This is a genomic window from Mesorhizobium sp. B2-4-6 (assembly GCF_006442775.1).
Lineage (GTDB): Bacteria > Pseudomonadota > Alphaproteobacteria > Rhizobiales > Rhizobiaceae > Mesorhizobium.
This window is the reverse complement of the sequence record NZ_VFVI01000002.1, coordinates 745,879-771,613: the sequence shown is the minus strand read 5'-3', so window position 1 is coordinate 771,613 and position 25,735 is coordinate 745,879. Positions and strand designations below refer to the sequence as shown.

The 25,735-nt window shown below is 64.0% G+C and carries 17 protein-coding genes and 2 tRNA genes; 13 read left to right on the top strand and 6 right to left on the bottom strand.

Going from position 1 to position 25,735, the window contains the following annotated elements; all coding sequences use genetic code 11:
* Window positions 1-73 precede the first annotated feature (73 nt).
* Window positions 74-2,491 carry an FAD-dependent oxidoreductase gene (locus FJ957_RS09695; protein WP_140830756.1) on the top strand — a complete coding sequence of 806 codons (2,418 nt, stop codon included), beginning with the start codon at window positions 74-76 and terminating at the stop codon, window positions 2,489-2,491.
* A 50-nt stretch (window positions 2,492-2,541) separates the two neighbouring features.
* On the opposite strand, the gene FJ957_RS09690 is transcribed toward FJ957_RS09695, so the two are convergent.
* The 3 genes from FJ957_RS09690 to FJ957_RS09675 form a co-directional block, all read right to left on the bottom strand.
* Window positions 2,542-3,459 carry an allantoinase PuuE gene (locus tag FJ957_RS09690; protein WP_246685794.1) on the bottom strand — a complete coding sequence of 306 codons (918 nt, stop codon included), beginning with the start codon at window positions 3,457-3,459 and terminating at the stop codon, window positions 2,542-2,544.
* A gap of 26 nt (window positions 3,460-3,485) precedes the next feature.
* On the bottom strand, window positions 3,486-4,562 hold the full coding sequence (locus tag FJ957_RS09685) for a histidinol-phosphate transaminase (RefSeq protein ID WP_246685793.1): 1,077 nt from the start codon (window positions 4,560-4,562) through the stop codon (window positions 3,486-3,488).
* 1,044 nt (window positions 4,563-5,606) lie between these two features.
* A tRNA-Asn gene (locus FJ957_RS09675) sits at window positions 5,607-5,681 on the bottom strand.
* Window positions 5,682-5,892: 211 nt separating this feature from the next.
* On the opposite strand from FJ957_RS09675, the gene FJ957_RS09670 reads away from it, so the two are divergent.
* The 9 genes from FJ957_RS09670 to FJ957_RS09630 all read left to right on the top strand — a co-directional run bounded on the left by FJ957_RS09670 (window position 5,893) and on the right by FJ957_RS09630 (window position 17,220).
* Complete coding sequence (locus FJ957_RS09670; RefSeq protein WP_140830754.1) at window positions 5,893-6,153, top strand: hypothetical protein; 261 nt, start codon at window positions 5,893-5,895, stop codon at window positions 6,151-6,153.
* Window positions 6,154-6,270: 117 nt separating this feature from the next.
* A tRNA-Cys gene (locus tag FJ957_RS09665) sits at window positions 6,271-6,344 on the top strand.
* Window positions 6,345-6,437: 93 nt separating this feature from the next.
* Window positions 6,438-7,109 (top strand): protein-L-isoaspartate O-methyltransferase, encoded by a 672-nt coding sequence (locus tag FJ957_RS09660; protein ID WP_140830752.1) that lies wholly within the window; start codon window positions 6,438-6,440, stop codon window positions 7,107-7,109.
* A gap of 186 nt (window positions 7,110-7,295) precedes the next feature.
* A complete protein-coding gene (locus FJ957_RS09655; protein ID WP_140830750.1) occupies window positions 7,296-8,678 on the top strand; it encodes a TolC family outer membrane protein in 1,383 nt (460 codons plus the stop codon).
* A 277-nt stretch (window positions 8,679-8,955) separates the two neighbouring features.
* A complete protein-coding gene (locus FJ957_RS09650) occupies window positions 8,956-9,753 on the top strand; it encodes a PopZ family protein (RefSeq protein WP_140830749.1) in 798 nt (265 codons plus the stop codon).
* Between the two features lie 234 nt (window positions 9,754-9,987).
* The gene (locus FJ957_RS09645; protein ID WP_140830747.1) at window positions 9,988-12,771 is read left to right on the top strand and encodes a valine--tRNA ligase; all 2,784 of its coding nucleotides are present in this window, start codon (window positions 9,988-9,990) and stop codon (window positions 12,769-12,771) included.
* Between the two features lie 362 nt (window positions 12,772-13,133).
* Window positions 13,134-14,378, top strand: a complete 1,245-nt coding sequence (locus tag FJ957_RS09640; RefSeq protein ID WP_140830745.1) for an OmpP1/FadL family transporter — start codon at window positions 13,134-13,136, stop codon at window positions 14,376-14,378.
* A gap of 291 nt (window positions 14,379-14,669) precedes the next feature.
* Window positions 14,670-16,394, top strand: a complete 1,725-nt coding sequence (gene ilvD / locus FJ957_RS09635) for a dihydroxy-acid dehydratase (RefSeq protein ID WP_140830896.1) — start codon at window positions 14,670-14,672, stop codon at window positions 16,392-16,394.
* Window positions 16,381-17,220: a tetratricopeptide repeat protein gene (locus FJ957_RS09630; protein ID WP_140830743.1), complete on the top strand. Its 840-nt coding sequence runs from the start codon at window positions 16,381-16,383 to the stop codon at window positions 17,218-17,220. The genes ilvD and FJ957_RS09630 overlap by 14 nt, the downstream gene beginning before the upstream one ends.
* A gap of 71 nt (window positions 17,221-17,291) precedes the next feature.
* Here the strand turns inward: FJ957_RS09630 and FJ957_RS09625 are convergent, their stop codons facing one another.
* The 3 genes from FJ957_RS09625 to erpA all read right to left on the bottom strand — a co-directional run bounded on the left by FJ957_RS09625 (window position 17,292) and on the right by erpA (window position 19,058).
* On the bottom strand, window positions 17,292-17,585 hold the full coding sequence (locus FJ957_RS09625) for a hypothetical protein (RefSeq protein WP_140830741.1): 294 nt from the start codon (window positions 17,583-17,585) through the stop codon (window positions 17,292-17,294).
* A 172-nt stretch (window positions 17,586-17,757) separates the two neighbouring features.
* Window positions 17,758-18,552: an exodeoxyribonuclease III gene (gene xth, locus FJ957_RS09620; RefSeq protein ID WP_140830739.1), complete on the bottom strand. Its 795-nt coding sequence runs from the start codon at window positions 18,550-18,552 to the stop codon at window positions 17,758-17,760.
* A gap of 158 nt (window positions 18,553-18,710) precedes the next feature.
* Entirely contained in the window at window positions 18,711-19,058 is a 348-nt protein-coding gene (gene erpA / locus FJ957_RS09615) for an iron-sulfur cluster insertion protein ErpA (RefSeq protein ID WP_140652519.1), read from the bottom strand.
* A 70-nt stretch (window positions 19,059-19,128) separates the two neighbouring features.
* Between erpA and FJ957_RS09610 the strand changes: the two genes are divergently transcribed.
* The 3 genes from FJ957_RS09610 to FJ957_RS09600 all read left to right on the top strand — a co-directional run bounded on the left by FJ957_RS09610 (window position 19,129) and on the right by FJ957_RS09600 (window position 25,718).
* The gene (locus FJ957_RS09610) at window positions 19,129-20,358 is read left to right on the top strand and encodes a deoxyguanosinetriphosphate triphosphohydrolase (RefSeq protein WP_140830737.1); all 1,230 of its coding nucleotides are present in this window, start codon (window positions 19,129-19,131) and stop codon (window positions 20,356-20,358) included.
* Window positions 20,359-20,419: 61 nt separating this feature from the next.
* A complete protein-coding gene (gene argS / locus FJ957_RS09605; protein WP_140830735.1) occupies window positions 20,420-22,177 on the top strand; it encodes an arginine--tRNA ligase in 1,758 nt (585 codons plus the stop codon).
* 103 nt (window positions 22,178-22,280) lie between these two features.
* A complete protein-coding gene (locus FJ957_RS09600; RefSeq protein ID WP_140830734.1) occupies window positions 22,281-25,718 on the top strand; it encodes an SPOR domain-containing protein in 3,438 nt (1,145 codons plus the stop codon).
* Window positions 25,719-25,735: the final 17 nt, after the last annotated feature.

Here is a 25,735-nt window from a genome sequence, read left to right as displayed (position 1 = left end):
TCGGCTAAACCAACTCGCAGAGCGTTTCGAAAGAACGCGAGACAAGTCGCCGAACAAAGGAAGAAACCTCGATATGCGTACTCATGCACAAGCCGTTGTCATTGGCGGCGGTCTGATCGGCTGCTCGATCCTCTATCACCTCGCCAAGTTCGGCTGGACGGATGTCGTCCTCCTGGAGCGCAGCGAGCTGACCTCCGGTTCGACCTGGCACGCGGCCGCCAACATCCACGGCCTGCATGATTCCACCAATATCAGCCGCCTGCAGCATTACACGATGGCGCTCTACAAGGAGCTGGAGGCCGAGACCGGCCAGGGTTGCGGCATCTTCCAGCCGGGCTCGCTCTATCTCGCCCAAACGGAGGCGCGCGAGCATCAGCTGAGGCTTCAGGAAGCCAAGGCGCGGCGCTACAAGATGAATTTCTACGAAGTCGGCCGCGACGAAGCCGAGCGGCTGCATCCGCTGGTCGATTTCGACGGCATTCGCTGCATCATGTATGAGCCGGAGGGCGGCAATGTCGATCCGTCGGGGGTGACGGCGGCCTATGCGGCGGGTGCCCGCCAGCGCGGCGCCGAGATCCATCGCTTCACACCGGTCACGGCGACCGAGGCGCAAGCCGACGGCAACTGGATCGTGCGCACGCCGAAGGGCGACATCCACACGCAATGGGTGGTCAACGCCGCCGGCCTATGGGGCAGGGAGGTCGCCGCCATGGCGGGGCTGCAATTGCCGCTGATCCCGACCGAGCACCAGTATTTCGTCACCGAGACCATTCCCGAGATCGCCTCGATGGGCCGGCGCCTGCCGTCGGTCGCCGATCGCGACGGCGAATATTACCTCCGCCAGGAAGGCCTGGGGCTGCTCATCGGCGCTTACGAGCGCAACATGAAGTTCTGGGCCGAGGACGGCACGCCGATGGATTTCGGCCACGAGCTGTTTCCCGACGATCTCGACCGCATCGAGGAGAACATGATGCGCGCCATCCAGCGCGTTCCGGCGATCGCCGCCGCCGGCGTCAAGAAGGTGATCAACGGCCCGATGATCTGGTCGCCGGACAGTGCGGTGCTGTTCGGGCCGGTGCCGGAGCTCAGCAACTATTTCTGCTGCAACGGCATCATCCCGGGCTTCTCGCAATCGGGCGGCATGGGCAAGCTTGCGGCCGAATGGATGATCGAGGGCGAGCCGACGCTCGACATGTTCGGCTGGGACATGGCGCGCTTCGGCCATTGGGCCGGCAAGGCCTTCACCAAGGCCCGCGTGCAGGACCAGTACAGCCATCGTTTCAAGATCCATTTCCCGAACGAGGAGCGCGCCGCCGGCCGTCCGGTGAGGACCCGTCCGGTCTACGAGATGCAGAAGCAAATGGGCGCCGTGTTCGGCCTCAATTTCGGCTGGGAACATCCGCTGTGGTTCGCCGCGGAAGGCGAGCCGCGCGAGGAGACGATCGGCTTCACGCGCCAGAACTGGTGGGGGCCGGTCGGCCGCGAAGCCCGCATGTTGCGCGAGCATGCCGGCATCATCGACATCTCCAATTTCGCCAAATACGAGGTGAAGGGGCCGGACGCGGAAGCCTGGCTGAATGCGGTCTTCGCCAACCGCATGCCGACCACGGTCGGCAACTCCTGCCTGACGCCGCTGATCGGCAAGCGCGGTGGCATCGCCGGCGACTTCACCGTGACCAGGCTCGCGGACGACGCGTTCATGGTGATCGGCTCGGGCATGGCCGAGCGCTTCCACCAGCGCTTCTTCAAGTCCGTGCCGCTGCCGGCGGGCACGACCTTCCGCTCGCGCACGGAGGAGCTTGGGGGCTTCAACGTCGCCGGGCCGAAATCGCGCGAATTGCTGCAGCGGCTGACCAATGACGACCTGTCGAACGAGGCCTTCCCGTTCATGCGTTCGCGCCAGATTACGGTCGCCGGCGTCGATGTCGTGGCGCTGAGGGTCTCCTTCACCGGCGATCTTGGCTGGGAGCTGCATTGCCAGGCAGCCGACCAGATCGAGCTCTATCGGGCGCTGCTCAAGGCAGGCGCGGAGGTCGGCGCCGGGCCGGTAGGCTCGCGGGCACTGATGTCGCTGCGCGTCGAGAAGGGCTACGGCAGCTGGAGCCGCGAATATTCGCCGGAATACTGGCCGCAGGAGGTCAAGCTCGACAGGCTGATCAAGACGGACAAGGAATTCCTCAACCGCGAAGCCTATCTCGCCATCGCCGGCAAGCCGGCCCGGGACGAACTGATCATGCTTTCCGTCTCGGCAAAGGACGCCGATGCCACCGGCGGCGAGCCTATCTTCCTGCCGGACGGCACGCCGATCGGCCAGGTGTCGTCCGGCGCCTATGGCTATTTCGTCGATCAGTCGCTGGCCATGGGCTACGTCAAGGCCGGAACCGCCAAGGCCGGCGACAAGGTAACCGTCGCCATCCTTGGGCGGCCGCATGACGCGGTGCTGCTCGCGCATCCGCCGTTCGACCCGGAAGGCAAGCGGCTGCGCTCGTAGCGGCCGCTATTGTTTGAGAATTGGTCGGCGGCGACCGTGCCGCCGACGGCTCAGCCGCCGAACCGGTCAAGCCAATGGCGGGCGAGGTCGGAGCGGCGGCAGACCCAGATGTCGGGATGGGACGTGACCTTGTCGAGGAAGCGCTCCAGCCCGATCATGCGACCCGGCCGCGCCGCCAGCCGGCAATGCAGCGACACCGTCATCATGCGCGGGGTCTTCTGGCCTTCCTTCAGAAGCCAGTCGACGCCGTCGCTGACATATTCGAAGAACTGGCTGCCCGTCTCCAGGCCTGAACCGCGCGAAAAACGGCTGTCGTTGTTGTCGAAGCTATGCGGCACGACAAGGTGCCGCCTGGCGCCGACATCGACGAAGTAGGGAAGGTCGTCATTGTAGTCGTCGCAGTCGAACAGGAAGCCGCCATGTTCGACCACCAGCCGCCTCGTGTTGAGGCTTGGCCGGCCGGTGTACCAGCCCTGCGGATCGATGCCGGTGACCTTGCGGACCGCATCCACCGTCATGGCGATATGCTGGCGCTCTTCCTCTTCGCTGAGCGGCGCGTAGTCGATCCAGCGCCAGCCATGGCAGACAATGTCGCTGCCAAGTGCCGCGATCGCCTTGCCCGCCGCCGGGTTGAGCTCCAGCGCGCGCCCGACGACGTAGAAGGTCGGGATCACGCCCTTGTCCTGGAACAGCGAGATCAGCCGCCAGACGCCGACGCGCGAACCGTACTCGTAAAGCGATTCCATGTTGCGGTTGCGCAGGCCGGGTGCGGCGGGCGCCACGGCAAGGTCGGACAGGATCGCTTCGGAGACGCCGTCGCCTTCGCCGATGCTGTATTCGGCACCTTCCTCGTAGTTGACGACGATGTTGAGCGCCAGTTTCGCGCCGCCGGGCCACTCAGCCTGCGGAGGCTGGTCGCCATAGCCGATGAAATCGCGGGCGGGCAGATACGGCATATGGGACGTCACGTCTTGTAAACCCCTCAGATGGAGCCCTACCAGCATTGCCGGCCGCGTATGGCGATCAGGGCGCGCAGCGTGCGGTCCATGACGTCCTGCGGCCCGACCGTTATCCTCAGGCAGTCGGCGAGGCCGTAACCGGAGAGGCCGCGCGCGATGATATCGGCGCCGCGCAAAGCGTTGTCGGCGGTGGTGGCTGCCGCCGCGTCGGCAAAGCGGACCAGGACGAAATTCGTCCGGCTTTCGGGGACCTCGTACCCGGCGGCCCGCAAGCCCTGCGCGAAGTGGTCGCGGATATCCGCGGTGCGCGCCACGATGCCGCGCGTATAGGCCTGGTCCTCGACGGCCGCGACGGCCATGGCGAGGCTGACCGTCGAGACCTGGTTCGAGTTCTGCATCTTGCGCACTTCGGCGGCGATCTGGGGCGCGAACAGCCCCCAGCCGATGCGCGCGCCGGCCAGTCCGTAGGCCTTGGACAGGGTGCGCAGGACCACGGTGTCGCCGCGCCCGGCCAGCGCAAAGACGGCTTGCGGATCCTGGTCGTCGAATTCGCCATAGGCCTGGTCGATCACCAGGAGAACGTCGCCGGGAAGTGCCGCGCGCAGGCGCAGCAGCTCGGCGTTCTTGATTCGCGTGCCGGTCGGGTTGCCCGGATTGCAGACGAACACGATGCGCGTTGCCGGCGTGAGAGCCGCAAGGATGGCATCGATAGACACTTCGAAGCCGCGCTCCGCAGCCTTGACATAGGTCGCCCCGACGCGCGCGGCCGCCGAGGCGGCGAAATTATAGGCATAATCCGTGCCCAGCACTTGCGTGCCCAGACCGGCGAAGGCCGCGATGGTGCAGGCGATCAGCTCCATCGAGCCCGCGCCGCACAGGATAAGATCGCGCTCGACCCCATAGGCCCTGGCGATCGCGCCGCGCAGCAAGGTCCAGTCCGGGTCCGGATAAAGGTGGCTGCGCGCCACGGCGTCGCTGCCGGCCTCGATCGCCTTGGGGCTGGGCGGGAAGGCGCTCTCGTTCTGGGCCAGCGTCGGCCGGTCATACCCGCCGAAATTCGCCAGCGCGAAAGCGGACATGGCCTCGATATGGGCGGTGGCTTTCAGGGGCACGGCATAAAGTCCGGCTATCGGCTTGTCGGCAAGGTGTCGCGCAGTGAAGGCTAAGGCAGGGCGGCCAACCCGCAAAGCAAAATTCGCCGGCACAATGACTATGGGAATTTGGCCCATGCGGGGTGTGGAGGCAGCGGCCGACCAGGCTCTCTTTTCTCGACTAGCGGGGCCAGCCAGCCTTATTCGCTATCAGCATGATCGAGACCGTCATCAAAAGCACGATGAATGTCCAAATCACCACGTTTGCGGACAGGCGCCAGCGGCGACCTTGTCTCATGCGTTTTCGCCAACGATCGGCTTGATTGGCGCCCTTGTATTCCCCCAAGCTATCCCCACAGCCGCGGCCTAGCGCGAGCAAGAGCAGCCTGGCGCAGGGGGGTCGGAATTGTGGGAAGGAATGAGGCCGCCCCAATGGGCGCCACGCGGGCACTGACCGCCGATTCCGATTCCCCGCCATGCGCTGCTCAGTGTTTTGGCCAGAGATGGCTAGATGTCGTATCGGGGGACTATCTTCGGCGACCGCAGTTCTTGCGCGATCTTTGCCGCTTGGAAGATTGTCATGAGAACGTAGGTCGTTTCACCTTCGGTCGAGTTTATGGCCAAGACCACGCGGCCAATTTCGTCACTCATGGCGCACGACCAGTCTTTGACTGCAATTGTCCGTTTTCCCGCCATGTGCCCTTGCCTTCCCGTCGCGAGGTTACTTGGCGTTGTGAAGACCAGCAATTTGGACTGAATGCCCATTCCGTTGGGCCTAACGTCGTTCTCTCCCTTGTTTGCCTTCAACTCAGGAGCAATCGAAATGCCCGTCGTCAGATTGGCGAATTGCGGTGGCTAATGATCAAAGCCAGCGCTTCTGGTTCAGCAATCCGAGGCTGGCTGCAAAGTGATAAGGTTCACTGTCACCGTAATTCGTTGTTACGGCGCTTGACGTTCATGCCGCCAAAATTGTGCGCGCGGATTGATCGCCTTACGCAGAGCGCGCGAATTAACCGGTGAAACCAATATGTTAGAAGCGATGGAAGTGAGTTGTGAGCGCAGAATTGGCTCCCCGGGCCGGATTCGAACCAGCGACCAACCGGTTAACAGCCGGTTGCTCTACCACTGAGCTACCGGGGAACGGAGGCTCTGACGTAAGTGGCGCAGCCTATAGCAAACACCTTTCGGCTTTGCAAAGCAGCAATTCGCAATTTTTCTCCAGTTTTTAATGCGGCTATATGTGGCATCGTTTCGGCGCGCACACATATGAAGGGCGTCACACCGGCGCGAAACAAAGCGGTCGGTTACCGCATTGATACGGCATCGGTCGTAGATGGGATCTGATTTTTGAATGACGGCAACTGACGACGACAGCGCCCCGGCGCGGAAAATCACGGTTTTCGGCCGCGAGTTCGCCATGCCCCGGTCGCGCGGCCTGCGGATCGCGATCGGGGTGCTGCTGACCATTGGCGGAATTCTGGGATTCCTGCCGATTCTCGGCTTCTGGATGATTCCGCTTGGCCTCCTGGTGCTGTCCTACGAATTCGCACTGGTGCGGCGTCACCGGCGGCGTTTCGTCGTCTGGTGGGAACGCCGGCGCCGGCCCGACTGAGCGCCTGCGGCGGCTCCGCCTCAGCGATGCCGGACCCATGACAAATGACGCGCGAGCGCTTGACGACCTTTGAGCGCCAACATAATGAGTTCGCTCGGAACGCCGGGAGCATTGCGAGGCCTCGTGGCGGAGTGGTTACGCAGAGGACTGCAAATCCTTGCACCCCGGTTCGATTCCGGGCGAGGCCTCCAGATGCTTGCGGGCTCCAGCGCAACCGCGCCGGAGCAGGGGTTCCAGTCGAAGTTTTGGCCGCGCGTCTGGCGTGGAGAGCGGATTGTTGGGACATGAGCGCTGATTTCTCCGAACGCCGCGTGAAGATGGTCGACGGCCAAGTCCGGACCACCGATGTGACCAGCGCGCCGCTCCTCGAAGCGATGCTGGCCGTTCCGCGCGAGGCCTTCGTCGGTGCCGGGCAGCAGGATCTGGCCTATATCGACGAAGACATCCGCATTTCCGACGGCGCGAATGGCGACGCACGCTACCTGATGGAGCCGTCGCCGCTCGCCAAGCTTTTGCAGCTGGCTGAAATCGACGCGGGCGATTCGGTGCTGGATGTCGGTTGCGGCACCGGCTATTCCGCCGCGTTGCTGTCGCGGCTCGCGCGCTCCGTCGTCGCGCTGGAGAGCGATCCCGCGCTGGCGGAGGCCGCCAAATCCACGCTTTCCAGCCTTGGCTGCCAGAACGTCACGGTGGTCACCGGGCCGCTGCCGCAGGGACAGGCCGCCAAAGGACCCTACAACGCCATCCTCATCGGCGGCAGCGTCGAGGAAGTGCCGTCGGCATTGCTCGACCAGCTTGCGGAAGAAGGCCGCCTGGTTGTGGTCGAAGGGCGGGGCAACTCTGGCGTGGCCCGGCTGTTTTTCAAGGCAGGAGGGGTTGTAACCGGAAGAAGGGCCTTTAATGCGGCAATTAAGCCACTACCGGGCTTCGAACGTGCTCACGCGTTTGAATTCTGAGCGTTTTTGCCTTGCAGCGAATGCGCTGTCATGATCGCTTGCGCCTGACAATCGTTGCTGATTTGGTTAACCGGGTGTTTTCGGGAGGCCGTCAGCGGGGGAACGATAAACAACGCGGCGCCGGCCGATCCGTATGGGTAGGCTGACGTGGCGTGGTTCCCATGCAAAACGAATGAGGGAAATAACGTGCCGCCTCTACGCAAGAGTGTTTTAGTAGCTATCCTTGTTTCGGCCACAGCGCTTTCGCCGTTGGCCGCCTCCGCCGAAACCATTACGGGCGCGCTCGCCAAAGCCTATCAGTATAACTCCCAGTTGAATGCTGCCCGCGCTGGCGTGCGCGTCACCGACGAGGGCGTCGCCATTGCCAAGTCGGGCTGGCGTCCGACCGTCACCGGTTCGGCCAACATCGACTACACCAACATACATGGCTTTGGCACCAGCAGGAGAATAACGACGGGCAGCTTCGGCGTGCAGATCAACCAGACGCTGTTCGACGGGTTTCAGACCAAGAACAATGTGGCCGCCGCCGAATCGCAAGTAAAGGCTTCGGTCGAAAGCCTGCGCAACACTGAAGAGAACATCCTGTTCAACGCGGCCAGCGCCTATATGGACGTGATTCGCGACCGCCAGATCGCGGTGCTGACCGAGCAGAACCTGCAGTTCCTGTCCGAGCAGGCGCGCGCCGCCCGCTCGCGCTTCGAGGTCGGCGAGGGCACCCGCACCGACGTCGCCCAGGCCGATGCCTCCCGCGCGACAGCAGTGGCGCAGTTGAGCGCCGCCCGCGCGACGGCGCTGGCAAGCGCCGCCACCTACCACCAGATCGTCGGCGACGAGCCTGGCAAGCTCAAGGCAGCCTCGCCGCTTGGCAAGCTGCTGCCCGGTGGCGTCGATTCGGCCTTGGCCATCGCTTCCGCCGAACATCCCGCCATTCTGGCCACACAGCATCTCGTCGATGCCGCCGCCTTTTCGGTGAAGTCGTCGGAAGGCGCGCTGCTGCCGCAGGTGACGGCCTCGGCCGGCGTTTCGGACGACTACAGCCACACCGTTCCCAGTTCCATCAGCAGCCCCAACGGTAGTTCGACATCGGCCAATATCGGCGCTTCGCTCACCATTCCGATCTATTCGGGCGGTCGGACCTCGGCGCTGGTGCGGCAGAGCAAGGAATCACTGGGCGAGGCGCGCATCCAGGTCGATGTCAGCCGCGACCAGGTGCGCCAGGCCGTGGTCTCGGCCTGGACGCAATATGTCGCCGCGCGCCAAAGCGTGGATGCCAACAGGCAGGTGATCGATGCCGCGCAACTGGCGCTCAACGGCGTCATCGAAGAGCGCAATGTCGGCCAGCGCACAACGCTGGATGTGTTGAACGCGCAGAACGCGGTCATCACCGCCAAGATCAACCAGGCCAGCTCCGAACGCGACGTGGTCGTGGCGAGCTATGCCATCCTGTCGGCGATGGGCCGGCTGTCGGTCGATCGTCTTGGGCTGGCGGTCACCAAATACAGGCCCGAAGAGCATTACAACGCCGTCAAGGACAAGTGGTTCGGACTGCGCACGCCCGACGGACGCTGATTTCCGGTATGCTTCCAGCAAGCGCCGCGTGTCCGATGGACACGCGGCGTTTTTCTTTCCGGGCGGCTCATGGGGCTGCGTCGCCTAATCTGTTGAAATCCAACGCGTCCCAAGATTGGGGATTCTCGGATGACGATCGGTCGGTTACGCTGTCGCCATTGATTCGAATTCCGACCTGGGCAGGAACGGAATTCCTGAATGGGTCAAGTTCTTGAACGGGTCAGTTCTCGGACAGGGTCGAGTTCTTGGGCAGGTCACTGGGGCGGCGGATGTGACGATGGCGACGGCAAGCAGCGCGCAGCGCGAACCTTCCATGGAAGAGATACTGGCTTCGATCCGGAGGATCATCGAAGACAGCGACACCGGGCGCAAGCAGCCGGCCGAGGCCGGTGAACTGCGTCAGGATCTGGAGCCGGCCGCGGTTAGCGTACCCACGGTCGAGGTCGACGCCTTTCGTTCCGAATTGCATGCCGACACCGGCCCGCGCAAGCCAGCGACGCTGGCGGAGGTCCAGGCCCAGCTGGCCGCGGCCGATCCGGCGGTCGCACGCGTCGAGGCTCGTCCCGAGCCGGTCAAGGCGGCTGCGGCTGCGGTCGATCCCGAGGGCGCCGAGCCGAGCGCGCAAGCGGCCACGAGCAGGCCGGCCGCGGCAAATGCGCCGCAGGCAGCCGAGACCATTGTCGCCGATTGGCGGCGCGAAATAGCGGCGGTCGGCGGCAGCACGGTTACCGCAAGACCGGCCGTCCGGGTCCCGGAAGCCGCGCCGAGGGTCGAGATCGAGAAGCAAGAGCCGGCGTTTGAAGCTGCCGCGCATGCCAGCGCTCCCCGGGCATCCGAACCGGAGGCACAGCCGGCCCGGCCCGCGATCCTTTCCGAGCATACGGGCCGGCAGGTTGCCGCGGCCTTCGGCGAGCTTTCCGATGCTTTTGCCAGCCGCGGCAAGAAGAGTTTCGACGAGATGGCCGAGGAGATGCTGCGGCCGATGCTGCAGGATTGGCTCGACAACAATCTGCCGACGCTGGTCGAAAGGCTGGTGCGCGAAGAGATCGAGCGCGTGGCGCGCGGGGCGCAGTAAGCTGCCGCAACACGCAAGCTGAAAAGCGCCGCCTTCGGGCGGCGCTTTTGCTTTGGGACCCGCTGCGCCCTGCAGTTGACATGCATCAGGCGAGCCGCCATTGCGGCACCGGCCGGGATTGTCGCCGGTCGCGGCATGCCTATCTGTACGAGCGATCGCAGTTCTCGCGGTTGACTCGGCCAAGACCTTCCGATTTACACCGGACGCTTGTTCCCGACAGTTCGGACCTCCTCCATGCTTGATAAGACCTACGACGCCAAAGCCGTCGAGCCGAAGATCGCCAAAATCTGGGAAGAGGCCGATGCCTTCCGGGCGGGCGCCGGCGCGGAGGAAGGGGCCGAAGCGTTCACCATCGTCATCCCGCCGCCGAACGTCACAGGTTCGCTGCATATGGGCCATGCGCTCAACAACACGCTGCAGGACATTCTCGTGCGCTTCGAGCGCATGCGAGGGAAGAACGTGCTTTGGCAGCCCGGCATGGATCATGCCGGCATCGCCACGCAGATGGTGGTCGAGCGCCAGCTCATGGAAAAGCAGATCCACCGCCGCGATCTGACGCGTGAAGAGTTCATCGAGAAAGTCTGGGAGTGGAAGGCCGAATCCGGAGGCGCGATCTTCAACCAGCTGAAGCGGCTCGGCGCCTCGGCCGATTGGTCGCGCGAACGCTTCACCATGGACGAAGGCCTGTCCAAGGCGGTTCTGGAAGTCTTCGTCACCCTCTACAAGGAAGGCCTCATCTACAAGGACAAGCGCCTTGTGAACTGGGACCCGAAGCTGCTTACCGCCATTTCCGACCTCGAGGTCGAGCAGCACGAGGTCAACGGCAATCTCTGGCACTTCCGCTACCCGATCGAAGGCGAGGCGTTCGACCCTGAGAACCCGAAAACGTTCATCACGGTGGCGACGACGCGTCCCGAGACGATGCTCGGCGACACCGCTGTGGCCGTGCATCCGGACGACGAACGCTTCACCGATCTGGTCGGTCGCAACGTCGTGCTGCCGATCGTCGGCCGCAAGATTCCGATCGTCGCGGACGAGTATTCCGATCCGGAGAAAGGCTCCGGCGCGGTCAAGATCACGCCTGCGCATGACTTCAACGACTTCGAGGTCGGCAAGCGTCACAAGCTGCCGGCGATCAACATCCTGACGGTCGAAGCGGACATCAAGCTCAAGGACAATGAGGACTTCCTCGCCGGTCTCGAGGTCACGCCGGAGCGCCAGGCGGTGTGGGACGAGCTGGACGGGCTCGACCGCTTCGCCGCGCGCAAGAAGATCGTAGAGCTGATGGAGGCCGGCGGCTTTCTGGAAAAGGTCGAGCCGCATCGCCATGCCGTTCCGCATGGCGACCGCGGCGGCGTGCCGATCGAGCCTTTTCTGACCGACCAGTGGTATGTCAACGCCGCCGAGCTCGCCAAGCCGGCGATTGCCTCGGTGCGCGAAGGTCGTACCAACTTCGTGCCGAAGAACTGGGAGAAGACCTATTTCGACTGGATGGAGAACATCCAGCCCTGGTGCATCTCGCGCCAGCTCTGGTGGGGACACCAGATCCCGGCCTGGTACGGGCCGGACGGGCGCGTCTTCGTCGAAAAGACCGAGGAGGAGGCTTTAGCCGCGGCGATCGAATATTACCTTGCGCTGGAAGGGCCGTGGAAGGCGTGGGTCGAGGACAAGCTGGAAAACTTCCAGCCGGGCGAGATCCTGACCCGCGACGAGGACGTGCTCGACACCTGGTTCTCGTCCGCGCTGTGGCCGTTCTCGACGCTCGGCTGGCCCGATCAGACGCCGGAGCTCAAGACCTATTACCAGACCGACGTGCTGGTGACCGGCTTCGACATCATCTTCTTCTGGGTCGCCCGCATGATGATGATGGGCCTGCACTTCATGGACGAGGAGCCGTTCCACACCGTCTATGTGCATGCACTGGTGCGCGACAAGAACGGGCAGAAGATGTCGAAGTCGAAAGGCAACGTCATCGATCCGCTCGACCTGATCGACGAATATGGCGCCGACGCGCTGCGCTTCACGCTGACCGTCATGGCGGCGCAAGGGCGCGACGTGAAGCTCGATCCGGCCCGCATCGCCGGCTACCGCAATTTCGGCACCAAGCTGTGGAACGCGACGCGCTTCGCCGAGATGAACGAGGTCGCGCGCGACGACGAGTTCTGGCTGAACGACGCCAAGCTGCCGGTCAACCGCTGGATCCTGACCGAGCTGACGCGGGCGGCGCGCGCTGTCACCGAAGGCATCACCAGCTACCGGTTCAACGAGGCGGCGGGCGCGGCCTATCGGTTCGTCTGGAACCTGTTCTGCGACTGGTACCTGGAACTGTTGAAGCCGGTGTTCATGGGCACGGACGAGGCCGCCAAGGCCGAGAGCCGGGCCTGCGTCGCCTTCGTGCTGGACGAGATCTACAAGCTCCTGCATCCGATGATGCCGTTCATGACCGAGGAACTGTGGGCGCAGACCGCCGGCGAGGGCAAGCAGCGCTCGTCGCTGCTGTGCCACGCCGCCTGGCCGTCGCCCGACTTCGGGGACGAAGAGGCCGCCGCCGACATCAACTGGCTGGTCGACCTCGTTTCGGGCATCCGCTCGGTGCGTTCGGAAATGAATGTGCCGCCGGCGGCGATCGCGCCGCTGATGGTGATCGGCGCCAACACGCTGACGCAAGAGCGGCTGGAGCGTCACGCCCAGGCGATCAAGCGGCTGGCGCGCGTCGGCGATATCGCGCTCACCGATGCGCCGCCCAAGGGCTCGGCCCAGATCGTGCTTAACGAGGCGACGGTGAGCCTGCCGCTCGGCAGCCTGATCGACCTCCAGGGCGAGGCCGCGCGGTTGCAGAAGGAACTGGCGAAGGTGACCGAGGAGATCGCCCGCCTGCACAAAAAGCTGTCGAACGAAAAGTTCGTCGCCAACGCGCCGGAAGAGGTGGTCGGGGCCGAGCGTGAGAAACTCGCCGAATACCGCGAGGCGCAGGAGAAGCTTTCGGTGGCTCTGACCAGGGTCCGCGACGCCGGCTGAGCGTCAAGATTCGGCCTCCCTCCAAAGGCGCTTTCCGGTACGTTAGCTGCCTCGAAAATGGGCGTGCCGCTACGTTAATTTTGACGTAAACGGAAAGTTTGCGCCCCATTGTTGCCATAATGTAACAATGGGAACCGCGAGCCCTAAAATCGGCTGTTTTTGCCCTTTTTTGGGTAGTTTCTTCGGGTTTTTTCGACCGTTCGACCCCGGTTGGCGTGATTCAGACGCCGATTGCGGTGCCAGCCACCATGGCGAAAATACGTGCTGTCAAGATGTACATGTACAGCTCCTGAAATCGTTGTTGCGTCGTTAACCCGAATTGGTTCTAGCTTGAGCCACTTGTATTTCGGGGAGGGATTTCCATGAACATCTTGCGGCTCAAAGCTCTGGCGGGGGCAGGCTGCTTTTCGATCGCGTTGATCGGCGCGGCGATGCATCCCGCGCATGCCGGCGGCCTGGAGCGGGGCGGCTACGACATCGACCTGCTGTTCGACCCGGCGCCGGTCGCGACGGAGGCGGAAGCCACGTATGTGATGCCGGATCGCAAGTACAAGAATGCCACTGGTCCGGGGGGCTTCAACTTTCTCAGTTCCACGGCAGATGGGGCCGAGCCCTATTGGGTACCGCGCATAGGGGTCAAAGCCCAAGTTGTTCAAGGCGTCGACTGTATGGTCGACTATTCACAGCCTTGGGGCGCCCACACCGCTCCTGGCACGTCGTGGAACGGCGCGTTCTCCAATGTCGAAACGGATATCAAGAGCAACAACTACGCCGGTACATGCTCCTACAAGTTTGATGCCGGTAAGGGCCAGCTACGTTTTATCGGCGGCGTGTTTTATCAGGACATTTCAGGCTTCAAGGAAAGCTTGGTGGGTTTCAATCCATTTGGGCCGTCACCGATTGGTCGCGTCGACCTAGAGGCCAGCGGCTGGGGCTGGCGAGCCGGTGTTGCCTACGAAATCCCTGAGATCGCGCTTCGGGCCAGTTTGGTCTACAATTCGCAGGTCAAGCTCGACAACATCTCTGGAACGCTGACTTTGCCGGACGGCTTGGGAGGGACTGCAGCCACGCCAATCTATGGCTCGACGCAGTACATGCCTGACTCGGTCGAGTTGAAATTGCAGTCGGGTATCGCTCCCGGCTGGCTGGCCTTTGGTTCGATTAAGTGGGTTAACTGGAGCACTCTGCAAAGTGTTCCGATCTGTTCCGAACAGACCAAAGGTTTGGCTGCGTGTACAACCGTTTCTCCCCTTCCGGTTCGGCTTACCTCTCTTGACCTGATGTATCGTGACGGCTGGACCGTTTCCGGCGGCATAGGTCACAAGTTCACTGATCAATGGAGCGCCGCTGGTCAGCTTACCTGGGATCGCGGCACGTCGCACGGCTATGGCGTCCAAACCGATACCTGGACGCTCGGCGGCGGTGTTGCCTACACGCCTCGGCCAAACATCGAGCTACGCTTGGCTGGTGCTATCGGCGTCATGACCAGCGGCCATTCTGGCACGCTTACCGACGAGAATGGCTATACCGCGGGCGAAGACGCTACCTATGACGTCGGCAATGATCTGATCACGGCGATTTCAGGCGGAATCAAGATCAAGTTCTAAGTTTCTGAAAATTCATCGAAAAGGCCGGGCAGTGCTCGGCCTTTTTTGCTGTGTCAATGATGCTTTTGGGTTCGCCGCTCCGCCCGCTGTTGCAAATTCGCCGCGCAACCGGCGCCCCGTACGATTGTGGCGTTTTGGCAACAGTTTATGAACAACCCCCGCGCTAAAGGACTTGCCGAGGGAACTGCCCATTTCCCGCCATAAACCCGGAGCACCCGAGATATGTTCCGGGATGCGTGCCAGGTTGGCGCGGCGAGGGGACCGGCCGCGGGGTGTGCGGCAAGGACGATGATGGACGCCAAGGCAATCTCCAAGGCCAAGCTGCCCAGCCGCCACGTGACCGTTGGTCCGGCGCGCGCGCCGCATCGTTCGTACCTCTATGCCATGGGCCTGTCGGCGGCCGAGATCGCGCAGCCTTTGGTCGGCGTCGCCAGCTGCTGGAACGAGGCCGCGCCCTGCAACATCTCGCTGATGCGCCAGGCGCAAGTGGTCAAGAAGGGCGTTGCGGCCGCCAACGGCACGCCGCGCGAGTTCTGCACCATCACCGTCACCGACGGCATCGCCATGGGCCACCAGGGCATGAAGTCGTCGCTGGTGTCGCGTGAGGTGATCGCCGATTCGGTCGAACTCACCATGCGCGGCCATTGCTACGATGCCCTTGTCGGCCTAGCCGGCTGTGACAAGTCGCTGCCCGGCATGATGATGGCGATGGTGCGCCTCAACGTGCCCTCGATCTTCATCTATGGCGGCTCGATCCTGCCCGGCAGCTACCGCGGCCGGCAGATCACCGTGCAGGACGTGTTCGAGGCGGTCGGCCAGCATTCGGTCGGCACGATCAGCGATGCCGAATTGCTCGAGATCGAGCAGGCGGCCTGTCCTTCCGCCGGTTCCTGCGGCGCCCAGTTCACCGCCAACACGATGGCCACGGTCGCTGAAGCAATTGGCCTCGCACTGCCCTATTCCTGCGGCGCGCCGGCGCCCTACGAAATGCGCGACCGCTTCAATTTCGCTTCGGGCGAAAAGGTGATGGAGTTGATCGCCAGGAACATCCGGCCGCGCGAAATCGTCACGCGCAAGGCGCTGGAGAACGCGGCGACCGTGGTGTCGGCCACCGGCGGCTCGACCAACGCGGCGCTGCATTTGCCGGCGATCGCGCATGAGGCCGGCATCAAATTCGACCTGTTCGACGTGGCGGCGATCTTCGAGAAGACGCCCTATATCGCCGACCTCAAGCCGGGCGGCAAATATGTCGCTAAGGACATGTTCGAGGCCGGTGGCATTCCGCTCTTGATGAAGACGTTGCTCGACCACGGCTATCTGCATGGCGACTGCATGACGGTCACTGGCCGCACTTTGGCCGAAAATATGGAGCACGTTGCCTGGAATGAGAGCCAGGATGTTGTGCGTCCCGCCAATCGGCCAATCACCAAGACAGGCGGCGTTGTGGGCTTGAAGGGCAACCTTGCCCCTGAAGGTGCGATCGTGAAGGTCGCGGGCATGTCGGAACTGAAATTCTCCGGTCCGGCGCGTTGCTTCGATTCGGAAGAGGAGTGCTTCGAAGCGGTCACGCAGCGCAACTACCGCGAAGGCGAGGTTCTCGTCATCCGCTACGAGGGGCCGCGCGGCGGTCCGGGCATGCGCGAGATGCTGTCGACGACGGCGGCGCTCTACGGCCAGGGCATGGGCGGCAAGGTGGCGCTGATCACCGACGGGCGCTTCTCCGGCGCCACGCGCGGCTTCTGCATCGGCCATGTCGGGCCGGAGGCGGCGGTCGGCGGGCCAATCGGGCTGATCAAGGATGGCGATTTGATCTCGATCGACGCCGTGAAAGGCACGATCGAAGTGGCCCTGTCGGACGCCGAACTGGCGGCCCGGGCAAAGAGTTGGAAGGCGCGCAAGACCGACTATCAGTCCGGTGCGATTTGGAAATATGCGCAGGCCGTAGGGCCGGCCCGCGACGGCGCGGTGACCCATCCGGGCGCCGCAGAAGAAACGCACTGCTATGCGGACATCTGAGGTGTTGAGGTCGTCTGTCTTGTCGGCACTGGTCGTGATCGCCGGTCTTGGCGCGACCTTGGGCGCCGTCGGGCAGGCCATGGCCTTCGACGACAAGGTGTTCGACGACAAGACCGGCGTGAAGCCGCAGTCGAGCCCCTGGGCGGTGTTCCAGTTCGGCTTCTCCGCCTACAAGAGCGGCCATAAGGAACAGGCGGTCGAAGCCTATAAATACGCCGCCGAGAACGGCCAGATCGGCGCCACCTGGAAGCTTGCGCGCATGTATGCCGAAGGCGACGGCGTGACGCGCGACGACTACGCCGCCTTCAAGTTCTTCTCGGAAATCGTCGATCAGGATGTCGAGCCCGGCTCGCCGGAAGAGAGCTATGTGTCGGACGCGCTGGTGGCGCTGGGCGACTATCTGCGCAAGGGCATTCCCGGCACGCCGGTCGAGGAGAACGACGTCGCGGCGCAGGAATACTACATGCGCGCCGCCGCCAACTACCGCAATCCGAACGCCCAGTTCGAGATCGGCCAGATGTTCCTCAAGGGCGAGGGGGGCGTGAAGGCCAGCGTCAAGCAAGCCGGTCGCTGGCTGCAGCTCGCGGCCGAGAAGGGCCATGCCGGCGCGCAGGCGACGCTCGGCAACCTCCTGTTCCAGAGCGGCAAGGTGGTGCGCGGCCTGGCGATGATGACGGCCGCGCTCGAGCGGGCTCCGGTGGCCGACCAGCCCTGGATCCGCAACATGCAGGAAGAGGCGTTCGCCGCGGCCGGCGAGGCCGATCGCCGGACCGCGATCTCGCTCGCCGACGATATCCTGACCAAGGGCAACAACGGCGACCAGTAAGCGCCGCTTTTCTCACGCGAATTTCAAGAAGATGCCAGCGTCCGGCCTGCGTCGACAAACGTAGCGCAGGATCAGTTCTCGGTCGGCTCCGTCGGCGCAGGGCCAGGCGACGGGGTCGACATCGACGTCGGGTGGGGTTTTGGGGCGTCTCCCGGACATTCGTCCTTGATCCCGGTCCAGGACGTGTTGTTGAGAACCATGTCGCAGCGGGCGAGGTGGCTCTCGCCGGCCAGCGTCAGGCACGCCGTCTCGCCGACATTGAAAGACTTGCCGTTGGCAAGACAGGTTGGTGCCGCCAGCAACGGCGTCGGCGCGACAAGCGCCAAAGCAAGGCCGACCGGCCCAAAAAGAAATCGGATCGCCATTCAACCCCCGAGCAAGCTGTATCAGAGACGGGATTTGTGGCGATATCTGGGTCCTGGAAACTTAAAGCGCGTCGCGCTGAAGCGGATTCAGGCGACGCGCTTTAAGTCTTTGTTTTCATGCATGTCGTTATCGCAAAACCGCTGCACACTTTTGCGCGACATGCATTAACCGTCAGGCGGGCAGCAGGCTGAGCTCGATCGCGACCGGCACATGGTCGGACGGTTTTTCCCAGGCGCGGACATGTTTTTCCACCGAGGCCGACGCAAAACGGTTGGCGGCTTCGGGTGACAGCAGCAGGTGGTCGATGCGGATGCCGTTGTTCTTCTGCCAGGCGCCGGCCTGATAATCCCAGAAGGTGTAGACGCCGGCCGAGTCGGTCACGGTGCGCACCGCTTCGGTGAAACCGAGATTCTTCAACCGGCGGAAGGCTTGCCTCGTCTGCGGCTGGAACAGCGCATCGCCTAGCCAGTTTTCGGGAAACCGGGCATCGGCGGGTTCGGGAATGACATTGTAGTCGCCGGCCAGCACCAGCGCCTCCTCGAGCCGCAGCCGTTCCTGCGCCCAACGCTCCAGTCGCGCCATCCACGCCAGCTTGTAGGAAAACTTCCTCTCATCGTCGATCGGGTTGCCGTTCGGCAGATAGAGCGAAGCGACGCGCAAGGCGCCCTGGTCGGTGGAAAAAACGCCTTCGATGAAGCGGGCATGATCATCCGCATCGTCGCCAGGTAGGCCGCGATTCACCTCGTCGAAGGGAAGCTTCGACAGGAGAGCGACGCCATTAAAACTCTTCTGGCCATTGGTCTCGACATTGTAGCCCAGCGCCTCGATCTCGGCGCGCGGGAACTGGTCGTCGACCGTCTTGATCTCCTGCAGGCACACGATGTCCGGCGCGCTTTCGGTTAGCCAGTGGGTGAGGTTGCCGATGCGGGCGCGAACGCCGTTGATGTTCCAGGTGACGATCTTCATGCAGGCCCCGATGCGGTTCGGACGGAGGGCGTTCGACGGGCTCGATCGTATTGCGTGCGCGGGCCTTTAGAAAGGCTGTCCATTCGCATTCCTGCCAATAGCTGGGCGACAGCATCGGCTGGTTCGCACCGGTCACAGGCTTGCGAAGTTTCGGTCGATCAGATGGAGAAGCTGGTGCCGCAGCCGCAGGAGGCGACAGCGTTGGGGTTCCTGATCTGGAAGGACTGGCCCATCAGGTCATCGACGAAGTCGATCACCGAGCCGCCCATATAAACCAGCGACAGGTCGTCGATCAGGATCGTCGCGCCATCCTTCTCGATGGCGACATCGTCATCGTTGCGGCTGCCGACGAGATCGAATTTGTAGGAAAAGCCGGAGCACCCGCCGCCTTCGACGGAGACGCGCAACGCCGTCTTGCCCGGTTCGCCGGCAACGATCCTGGCGATCCGCTTGGCCGCGGCATCGGTCATTTCGACCTTCATGGCAGTCTTGGCATCCGCGCCCATCGGCGTCACCTTGCTTTCGGTTTCACATGATAGGTATGAAGCGGGCGTGGCCAAGTCAACTGGTGGATCAATGGACGAGCGGCAGGGCAAGGATGCTCTCGGCGACATCGGGTTCGGCTATCGGCCGCGCGCGGTCTATGCGAGCGATCCGGCGCGCTCGCGCGGGCGCCTGTTCGAGGAGGCCGAAAGTCCGACCCGCACGCCGTTCCAGCGCGACCGCGACCGCATTATCCATTCCACCGCCTTCCGCCGGCTGAAGCACAAGACCCAGGTCTTCGTCGCGCATGAGGGCGATCACTACCGCACGCGGCTGACGCATTCGATCGAGGTGGCGCAGATCGCACGCGCACTGGCGCGGGCGCTGCGCGGCGACGAGGATCTCGCCGAAGCAGTCGCCCTTGTACATGATTTCGGCCACACGCCCTTCGGCCATACCGGAGAGGACGCGCTCAACGAGAAGATGGCCGCCTGGGGCGGCTTCGACCACAACGCCCAGTCGCTGCGTGTGGTCACGCGGCTCGAGCGGCGCTATGCCGAGTTCGACGGGCTGAACCTCACATGGGAAACGCTGGAAGGGCTGGTCAAGCACAACGGCCCGCTGACCGATGCGAGCGGGAAGGGATTCAAGGGTCCGGTGCCGCAGGCGATCCGCGACTATTCCGAACTGCACGACCTCGAGCTCGACCGCTTCGCCGGCATCGAGGCGCAGTGCGCCGCGATCGCCGACGACATCGCCTACAACACCCATGACATAGACGACGGCCTGCGTGCCGGCCTGCTGACGCTGGACATGCTGGGGGAGGTCGGCTTGCCCGGCTCGATCCTTGACGGCGTGCGCGCCAGATATCCTCAGCTCGACGATGTCCGCACCGGGCACGAACTGATGCGCCGGCAGATCACGCTGATGGTCGAGGATGTCATTGCATCGACCACCGCCAACATCGAGCGTCTCAAACCGGACAGCGCCGATGCGGTGCGCGCGGCGGGCGAGACCCTGGTGACCTTTTCGCCAGGGATGGCCGCGGCCGAAAAGGAATTGAAGGCTTTCCTCTACAAGCATCTCTACCGGCACCCGGAAGTGATGCGGGTGCGGGCCGAGGCCGAGCGCATCGTGCGCGAGCTGTTCGACGTCTATTTCGCCGATCCACGCGCCATGCCCGACGGCTGGCGCGAAGGGCTCGACAGGGCCGAGGATCGCATCAAGGCGCGCAGCGTGGCCGACTTCCTGGCCGGTATGACCGACACCTATGCGCTCAAGGAACATCGACGTCTGTTTGACCATACGCCCGATTTGAGCTAGGGCGAGCCTCGATTTTGCCGGCCAGGCTGCCGGTCGTCTCTTAAAGCCCAGAGCATATCCAATGAATATCTTCGCCGATTTCAACGCGCGGATCGTAAAGGCCGTCGAAGCCCTTGATCTCAAGGACAAGGAGGGGGCCGCGCTCGACCTGTCGCGTGTCGCGGTCGAGCCGCCGCGCGATGCAAGCCATGGCGATCTCGCCACCAATGCGGCGATGGTACTGGCCAAGCCCACCGGACAGAACCCGCGCGCGCTTGCCGAAAGACTGGCCGAAGCGCTCCGCGCCGATGAAGACGTCGCCTCGGCCGAGATCGCCGGGCCGGGCTTCGTCAATCTCAGGCTCAAGGACGCGTTCTGGCACGTGCATCTGACGACGTTGCTCGGCGAGGGGCGCAACTATGGCCGCTCGACCATCGGCGGCGGCCGCAAGGCCAATGTCGAATATGTTTCGGCTAACCCGACCGGCCCGATGCATGTCGGCCATTGCCGGGGTGCCGTGGTCGGCGACACCTTGGCCAATCTGATGGCCTTCGCCGGCTACGACGTGACCAAGGAATATGTCATCAACGACGCCGGTTCGCAGATCGACGTGCTCGGCCGCTCGGCGTTCCTGCGCTATCGCGAGGCGCTCGGCGACAATATCGGCGAGATCCCGTCCGGTCTCTATCCGGGCGACTATCTGGTCCCCGTCGGCCAGGCGCTGGCCAAGGAATTCGGCCGCGGCCTGCTGCAGATGCCGGAAGAGGAAGCGCTGGCGATCGTCAAGGACCGCACCGTCGACGCGATGATGGCGATGATCCGCGAGGATCTGGCGCTGCTCAACGTGCATCACGACGTGTTCTTCTCCGAGCGCACGCTGCATGCCGACAACGCCAAGAGAATCCGGGCGGCGATCGCCGACCTGACGCTCAAGGGCCACATCTACAAGGGCAAGCTGCCGCCGCCGAAGGGCGAGAAGCCGGACGACTGGGAAGACCGCGAGCAGACGCTGTTCCGCTCGACGGCGGTCGGCGACGATATGGACCGGGCGCTGGTCAAGTCCGATGGCTCGTTCACCTATTTCGCCGCCGACGTCGCCTATCTGAAGGACAAGGTCGAGCGCGACTTCGTCGACCTGATCTATGTGCTCGGCGCCGACCATGGCGGCTATGTGAAGCGGCTGGAGGCGCTGGCGCGGGCGGTTGCCGGCGACAGGGTCAAGCTCACCGTGCTGCTTTGCCAGCTCGTGAAACTCTTCCGCGACGGCGAGCCTGTCCGGATGTCGAAGCGGTCCGGCGATTTCGTCACCCTGCGCGACGTGGTGGAAGAGGTCGGCCGCGACCCGATCCGCTTCATGATGCTTTACCGCAAGAACGACGCGCCGCTCGATTTCGACTTCGCCAAGGTCACGGAGCAGTCGAAGGACAATCCGGTGTTTTATGTGCAGTACGCGTCGGCGCGCTGCCATTCCGTCTTCAGGCAGGCGAGCGAGCAGCTCGGCGAGGCGAACTTCGACCGCAACCGGCTGGCGGCTTCCGTGGCTGCGCTGACCGACGAGGGCGAAATCGCGCTGATCCGGAAGCTGGCTGAATATCCAAGGTTGATCGAATCCGCGGCGCTTTCGCTGGAGCCTCACCGGCTCGCATTCTACCTTTACGATCTGGCTTCCGGCTTCCATGCACAGTGGAATCGCGGCCACGACAACCAGGACTTACGTTTTGTTAAGGTTAACGACCGAGAATCAACTTATGCCAGACTAGGGCTGGTGCAGGCTGTTTCGGATGTTTTGACCTCCGGCCTGACGCTGATCGGGGCAGACGCGCCCACTGAAATGCGTTAGGTTTAACTAAAAAACCTGTCACCTTTTGCCCACATTGCGCTGGTAAGGGCCAACCCTGCGCGACGTCCATGGCGTCCGACTGTGTGCGAGTTCGGGAACAATAATGGCAGACAGAACCCCGCTGAAAGTAGCCGACCACAACGACATCGCCGACGATGATCCGTTCGCGGAGCTGACCCGGATCATGGGTTTCGACCCGCGCCAACCGGTGAGGCAGCCGGCTCCCGCGGCCGAGATGGCCGCACCGGCCAATCAGGCTCCGGCGGCGGACGATTTCGACATCGACCTCGAAAAGGAGTTGATGGGAGAGTTCGATTCCGTCGAGGAAAGCGAGCCGGTCGCTCAGCAGGCTGCCTTGCATCAGATCGGCCATGAGCCGGCTTTCGAGGCCGCCAGCGCCGCTGCGAATGACGACGAGCTGACTGCGTCCTTCGAGCAGGATTTCGTGTTCGACGATGCGGCGGATCATGCCGATTTCGCCGTGGCCCATGTGCCGGAGGCGGATTTCGCGCTGGAGGCGCATTTTGCAGCTGAGCCGCATTTCGCGCCGGAGCCACAAGAAGCTCCCGAGCCGGAAGTCGCTTTTGACGATGATTTCGACAAGGCCGTCGCCAGTTCGCTGGATGTCTCGCCGCTCGAAGACGAGCTTCCGATCGATCAGGAAATGGCGGCTTCGCTGGACCAGGATTTCCAGCTCGACCATCACGAACCCGCCAACCTCGACTATCACGAGCCGGCTGAGGCCCGTCAGGCCGCCGTCGAAGCCGTGCAGGCCGCCAGCGAAGAGGCGTTCAACGCCGATTTCGACAATGCCGTCCAGATGTCGCTCGAAGACGAACTGTCGTTTGAGAGCCACGAGCCGGAGCAGCAGGCGCAAGCCGTCGAGCCGGTCGAAGTCTCCGCGGCCGATCCGCTGATTTCCGAGGACGATTTTGCCGGTCACTTCGACCAGGCGATGACCGATGTCGATGTCAATCTCGGCCAGGCTCAGGATTTTCAGGAGCCGGAGCTGGCGGTTGACGATGACCCGGCGCCGATGGTCGAGGCAGCGACCGAGATGGCCCATTTCGCCGCCGAGCCGGAGTTCGCCGCGCCTGAACCTGCCGCGGCGCTGACCCTCGATGACGATTTCGAACTGAGTTTCCGCGATGCGCTGAACGAGGAGCCGCAAGCTCCGGCCGTCGAGCCCGCCGCCGCGGTCGAGCCGGCTCCTGTCGTCGCCGCTCCGGTTCCGCCTGTCGCCGCCGCTCCGGTTCCGCCTGTCGCCGCCGTCGAACCGGCGAGGCCGGCGGCCAGCGAACGAAGCCTGGAAGACGAGCTCAATGCGCTGCTCGGCGCCATGACCGCGCGACCGATGCCCGCGGTCAAGGAGCCCGCTCCCGCGCCACGTCTGGTTGCGGAACCCGCAAGCTACGCTGGCGGGAAGGCGGCGGCTGATGATCTCGACTGGGATCTCGACGAGCACCAGTCGGCGCAAAACGGGCAGGGCGCTCAGCCGGCAGAAAGCGACATGGACGACCTGCTTGCCAGCGAACTCGATCGCCAGGATTTCTCAAGCTCGGCCAAAACCGAGGCCGATGTTGATTTCGATGACGATTTCGGCGCTGCTTTCGCCAAGAGCATCGAAGCTGAACAGGCAGCTGCCGCCACCGCAAGGTCTCCGGTAAATTCCTCCGATTGGCTGCATTCGACGCCTACGGAATCAGGCAAGTCGTGGAGCCGCTCGACCCCGACCTCGGCTCCGCCGGTGCAGGCTTCGTTTGCCGCGCAGCCGGCGCCCTCGGCTCCGGCGCAGATGGCCGCGCCTTCAGCGCCAGTGCAGATGGCGGCGCCAGCCTACCGCAGCGAACCGGCGACGGATTATTCCGCCTATGCCATGCCGGCGCAGCCGCCGGCGCCTTCGTCGCCGCCTCGCCAGCACGAAGATGTGCCGGATGTCGAGACGGTCGATGTGCCGGAGCGCGTGGTCGCGCTCGCGGACGACCTCGACATTCCGGAGCTCAGCTTCGAGGAAGACCAGCCGGCGGCGGCCGCTTATGACGATCTCGATGCGGAATTCGCCAGCCTGCTCACCGACATGAATGCGACGGAGATCGCGTCGGCGCCCGCGCAGAACCGGGGCTATGATGACGAATCCTACAGCGCCGGCTTCAACGGTTATGACCGTCGCGACTTGCGCACCGAGGCTCCGGCGGCTCCGGTAGCCCCGGCGTCGTTTGCCGTCGCCAACGATTACGACGCCGACGACCTGCCCGGCAGCCGGCCGGTTTCGCAGGCGGAGGATTTCGCCGCCGATGAGCTCGACTACGATCCCGAGCTCGAGGAAGCGATGGCGATCCCCGGGCTTGCCGAGCGCGAGGCGGCGCAGCCGCGCCGGCGCGGCGTGATGATCGCGGCGCTGGTCGGCGCCGTGGTGGTTCTCGGCGGCCTTGGCGCGCTGGCCTTCTCCTTCGGCGGCAAGGGCGGCAGCGAGGCTCCGGTTATCGTCAAGGCCGACAATTCGCCGATCAAGGTGAAGCCCGAAAATCCGGGCGGCACGGTGGTGCCGAACCAGGACAACAAGGTTTATGATGCGGTGGCCAAGGGCGGCGGCGCGGCCAAACCCGCCGAGCCGGTGCAGCAGAAGCTGGTGAACACCACCGAGCAGCCCGTGGACCTGGCATCGAAGGAACCGCCGCCGAGCCGGGTCGTCGATCTCGCGCCCAACGACAACGACGCCGCGGCCGGCACTGACGCCGCCGACGATTCAGCTGCAGCCCTGCCTGGCGTCGCGCAAGCGACCGTGCCGCAAAGCGCGCAACCTGCCGCGCCGGCAAGCGCGCAGCCGGCAGCGCCGGCGCCGAAGGCGGAAGACCGCATCGCCCAGGTGCTGCAGCAGGATGCCGACAACGCCGTCAACAACGACGTCGTCGCCGTCGCGCCGCGCAAGGTGAAGACCATGATGGTGAAGCCGGACGGCTCGCTGGTGCCGCGTGAAGACCCGGCCCCGGCCGCCCCGAAGGTCGCGGCGGCCGAGCCGAGCGATCCGGCGCCGCAGCATGTCGCGCCGGCCTCCGACGGCCAGCAGACGGGAACCGTGGCTTCCGACGCGGGCCAGGCCGGTACGGACCAGGCCGATGCGCCGGCCGTCAAGCCGGCGAAGCCCGCGAAGAAGGCTGAAGCCAAGGCTCAGTCGGCCAACACGCCGGCGGTGGTGCCGGTGGCGCCGGCGCGTCCGTCCGACCAGCCGGTGGATATCGTCGGTGAGGTCAAGCCGGACCAGGTCGCTTCGATCGATCCGGCGGTAGCCGCCGGCGGCGGCTCGTGGTCGATGCAGATCGCCTCACAGCCGACGGTCGAAAGCGCGCAGTCGACCTATCAGGACCTGCAACGCCGCTACGGCAGCGTGCTCTCCGGCCGCACCGCCAACATCGTCAAGGCCGAGGTCGCGGGCAAGGGCACCTTCTATCGCGTTCGCGTTCCGGCCCAGTCGCGCAACGATGCGATCAACCTTTGCACCAGCTACAAGGCGGCCGGCGGCAACTGCTTCGTATCGCGCTGATTGAATCAAGCCTATCA

What these genes read in the sequence shown, in the direction of transcription:
- FJ957_RS09695 (WP_140830756.1), top strand. Translation starts at nt 74, where the DNA reads ATGCGTACTCATGCACAAGCCGTTGTCATTGGCGGCGGTCTGATCGGC.
- FJ957_RS09670 (WP_140830754.1), top strand. Translation starts at nt 5,893, where the DNA reads ATGACGGCAACTGACGACGACAGCGCCCCGGCGCGGAAAATCACGGTT.
- FJ957_RS09660 (WP_140830752.1), top strand. Translation starts at nt 6,438, where the DNA reads ATGAGCGCTGATTTCTCCGAACGCCGCGTGAAGATGGTCGACGGCCAA.
- FJ957_RS09650 (WP_140830749.1), top strand. Translation starts at nt 8,956, where the DNA reads ATGGCGACGGCAAGCAGCGCGCAGCGCGAACCTTCCATGGAAGAGATA.
- FJ957_RS09645 (WP_140830747.1), top strand. Translation starts at nt 9,988, where the DNA reads ATGCTTGATAAGACCTACGACGCCAAAGCCGTCGAGCCGAAGATCGCC.
- FJ957_RS09640 (WP_140830745.1), top strand. Translation starts at nt 13,134, where the DNA reads ATGAACATCTTGCGGCTCAAAGCTCTGGCGGGGGCAGGCTGCTTTTCG.
- ilvD (WP_140830896.1), top strand. Translation starts at nt 14,670, where the DNA reads ATGGACGCCAAGGCAATCTCCAAGGCCAAGCTGCCCAGCCGCCACGTG.
- FJ957_RS09630 (WP_140830743.1), top strand. Translation starts at nt 16,381, where the DNA reads ATGCGGACATCTGAGGTGTTGAGGTCGTCTGTCTTGTCGGCACTGGTC.
- FJ957_RS09625 (WP_140830741.1), bottom strand. Translation starts at nt 17,585, where the DNA reads ATGGCGATCCGATTTCTTTTTGGGCCGGTCGGCCTTGCTTTGGCGCTT.
- xth (WP_140830739.1), bottom strand. Translation starts at nt 18,552, where the DNA reads ATGAAGATCGTCACCTGGAACATCAACGGCGTTCGCGCCCGCATCGGC.
- erpA (WP_140652519.1), bottom strand. Translation starts at nt 19,058, where the DNA reads ATGGGCGCGGATGCCAAGACTGCCATGAAGGTCGAAATGACCGATGCC.
- FJ957_RS09610 (WP_140830737.1), top strand. Translation starts at nt 19,129, where the DNA reads ATGGACGAGCGGCAGGGCAAGGATGCTCTCGGCGACATCGGGTTCGGC.
- argS (WP_140830735.1), top strand. Translation starts at nt 20,420, where the DNA reads ATGAATATCTTCGCCGATTTCAACGCGCGGATCGTAAAGGCCGTCGAA.
- FJ957_RS09600 (WP_140830734.1), top strand. Translation starts at nt 22,281, where the DNA reads ATGGCAGACAGAACCCCGCTGAAAGTAGCCGACCACAACGACATCGCC.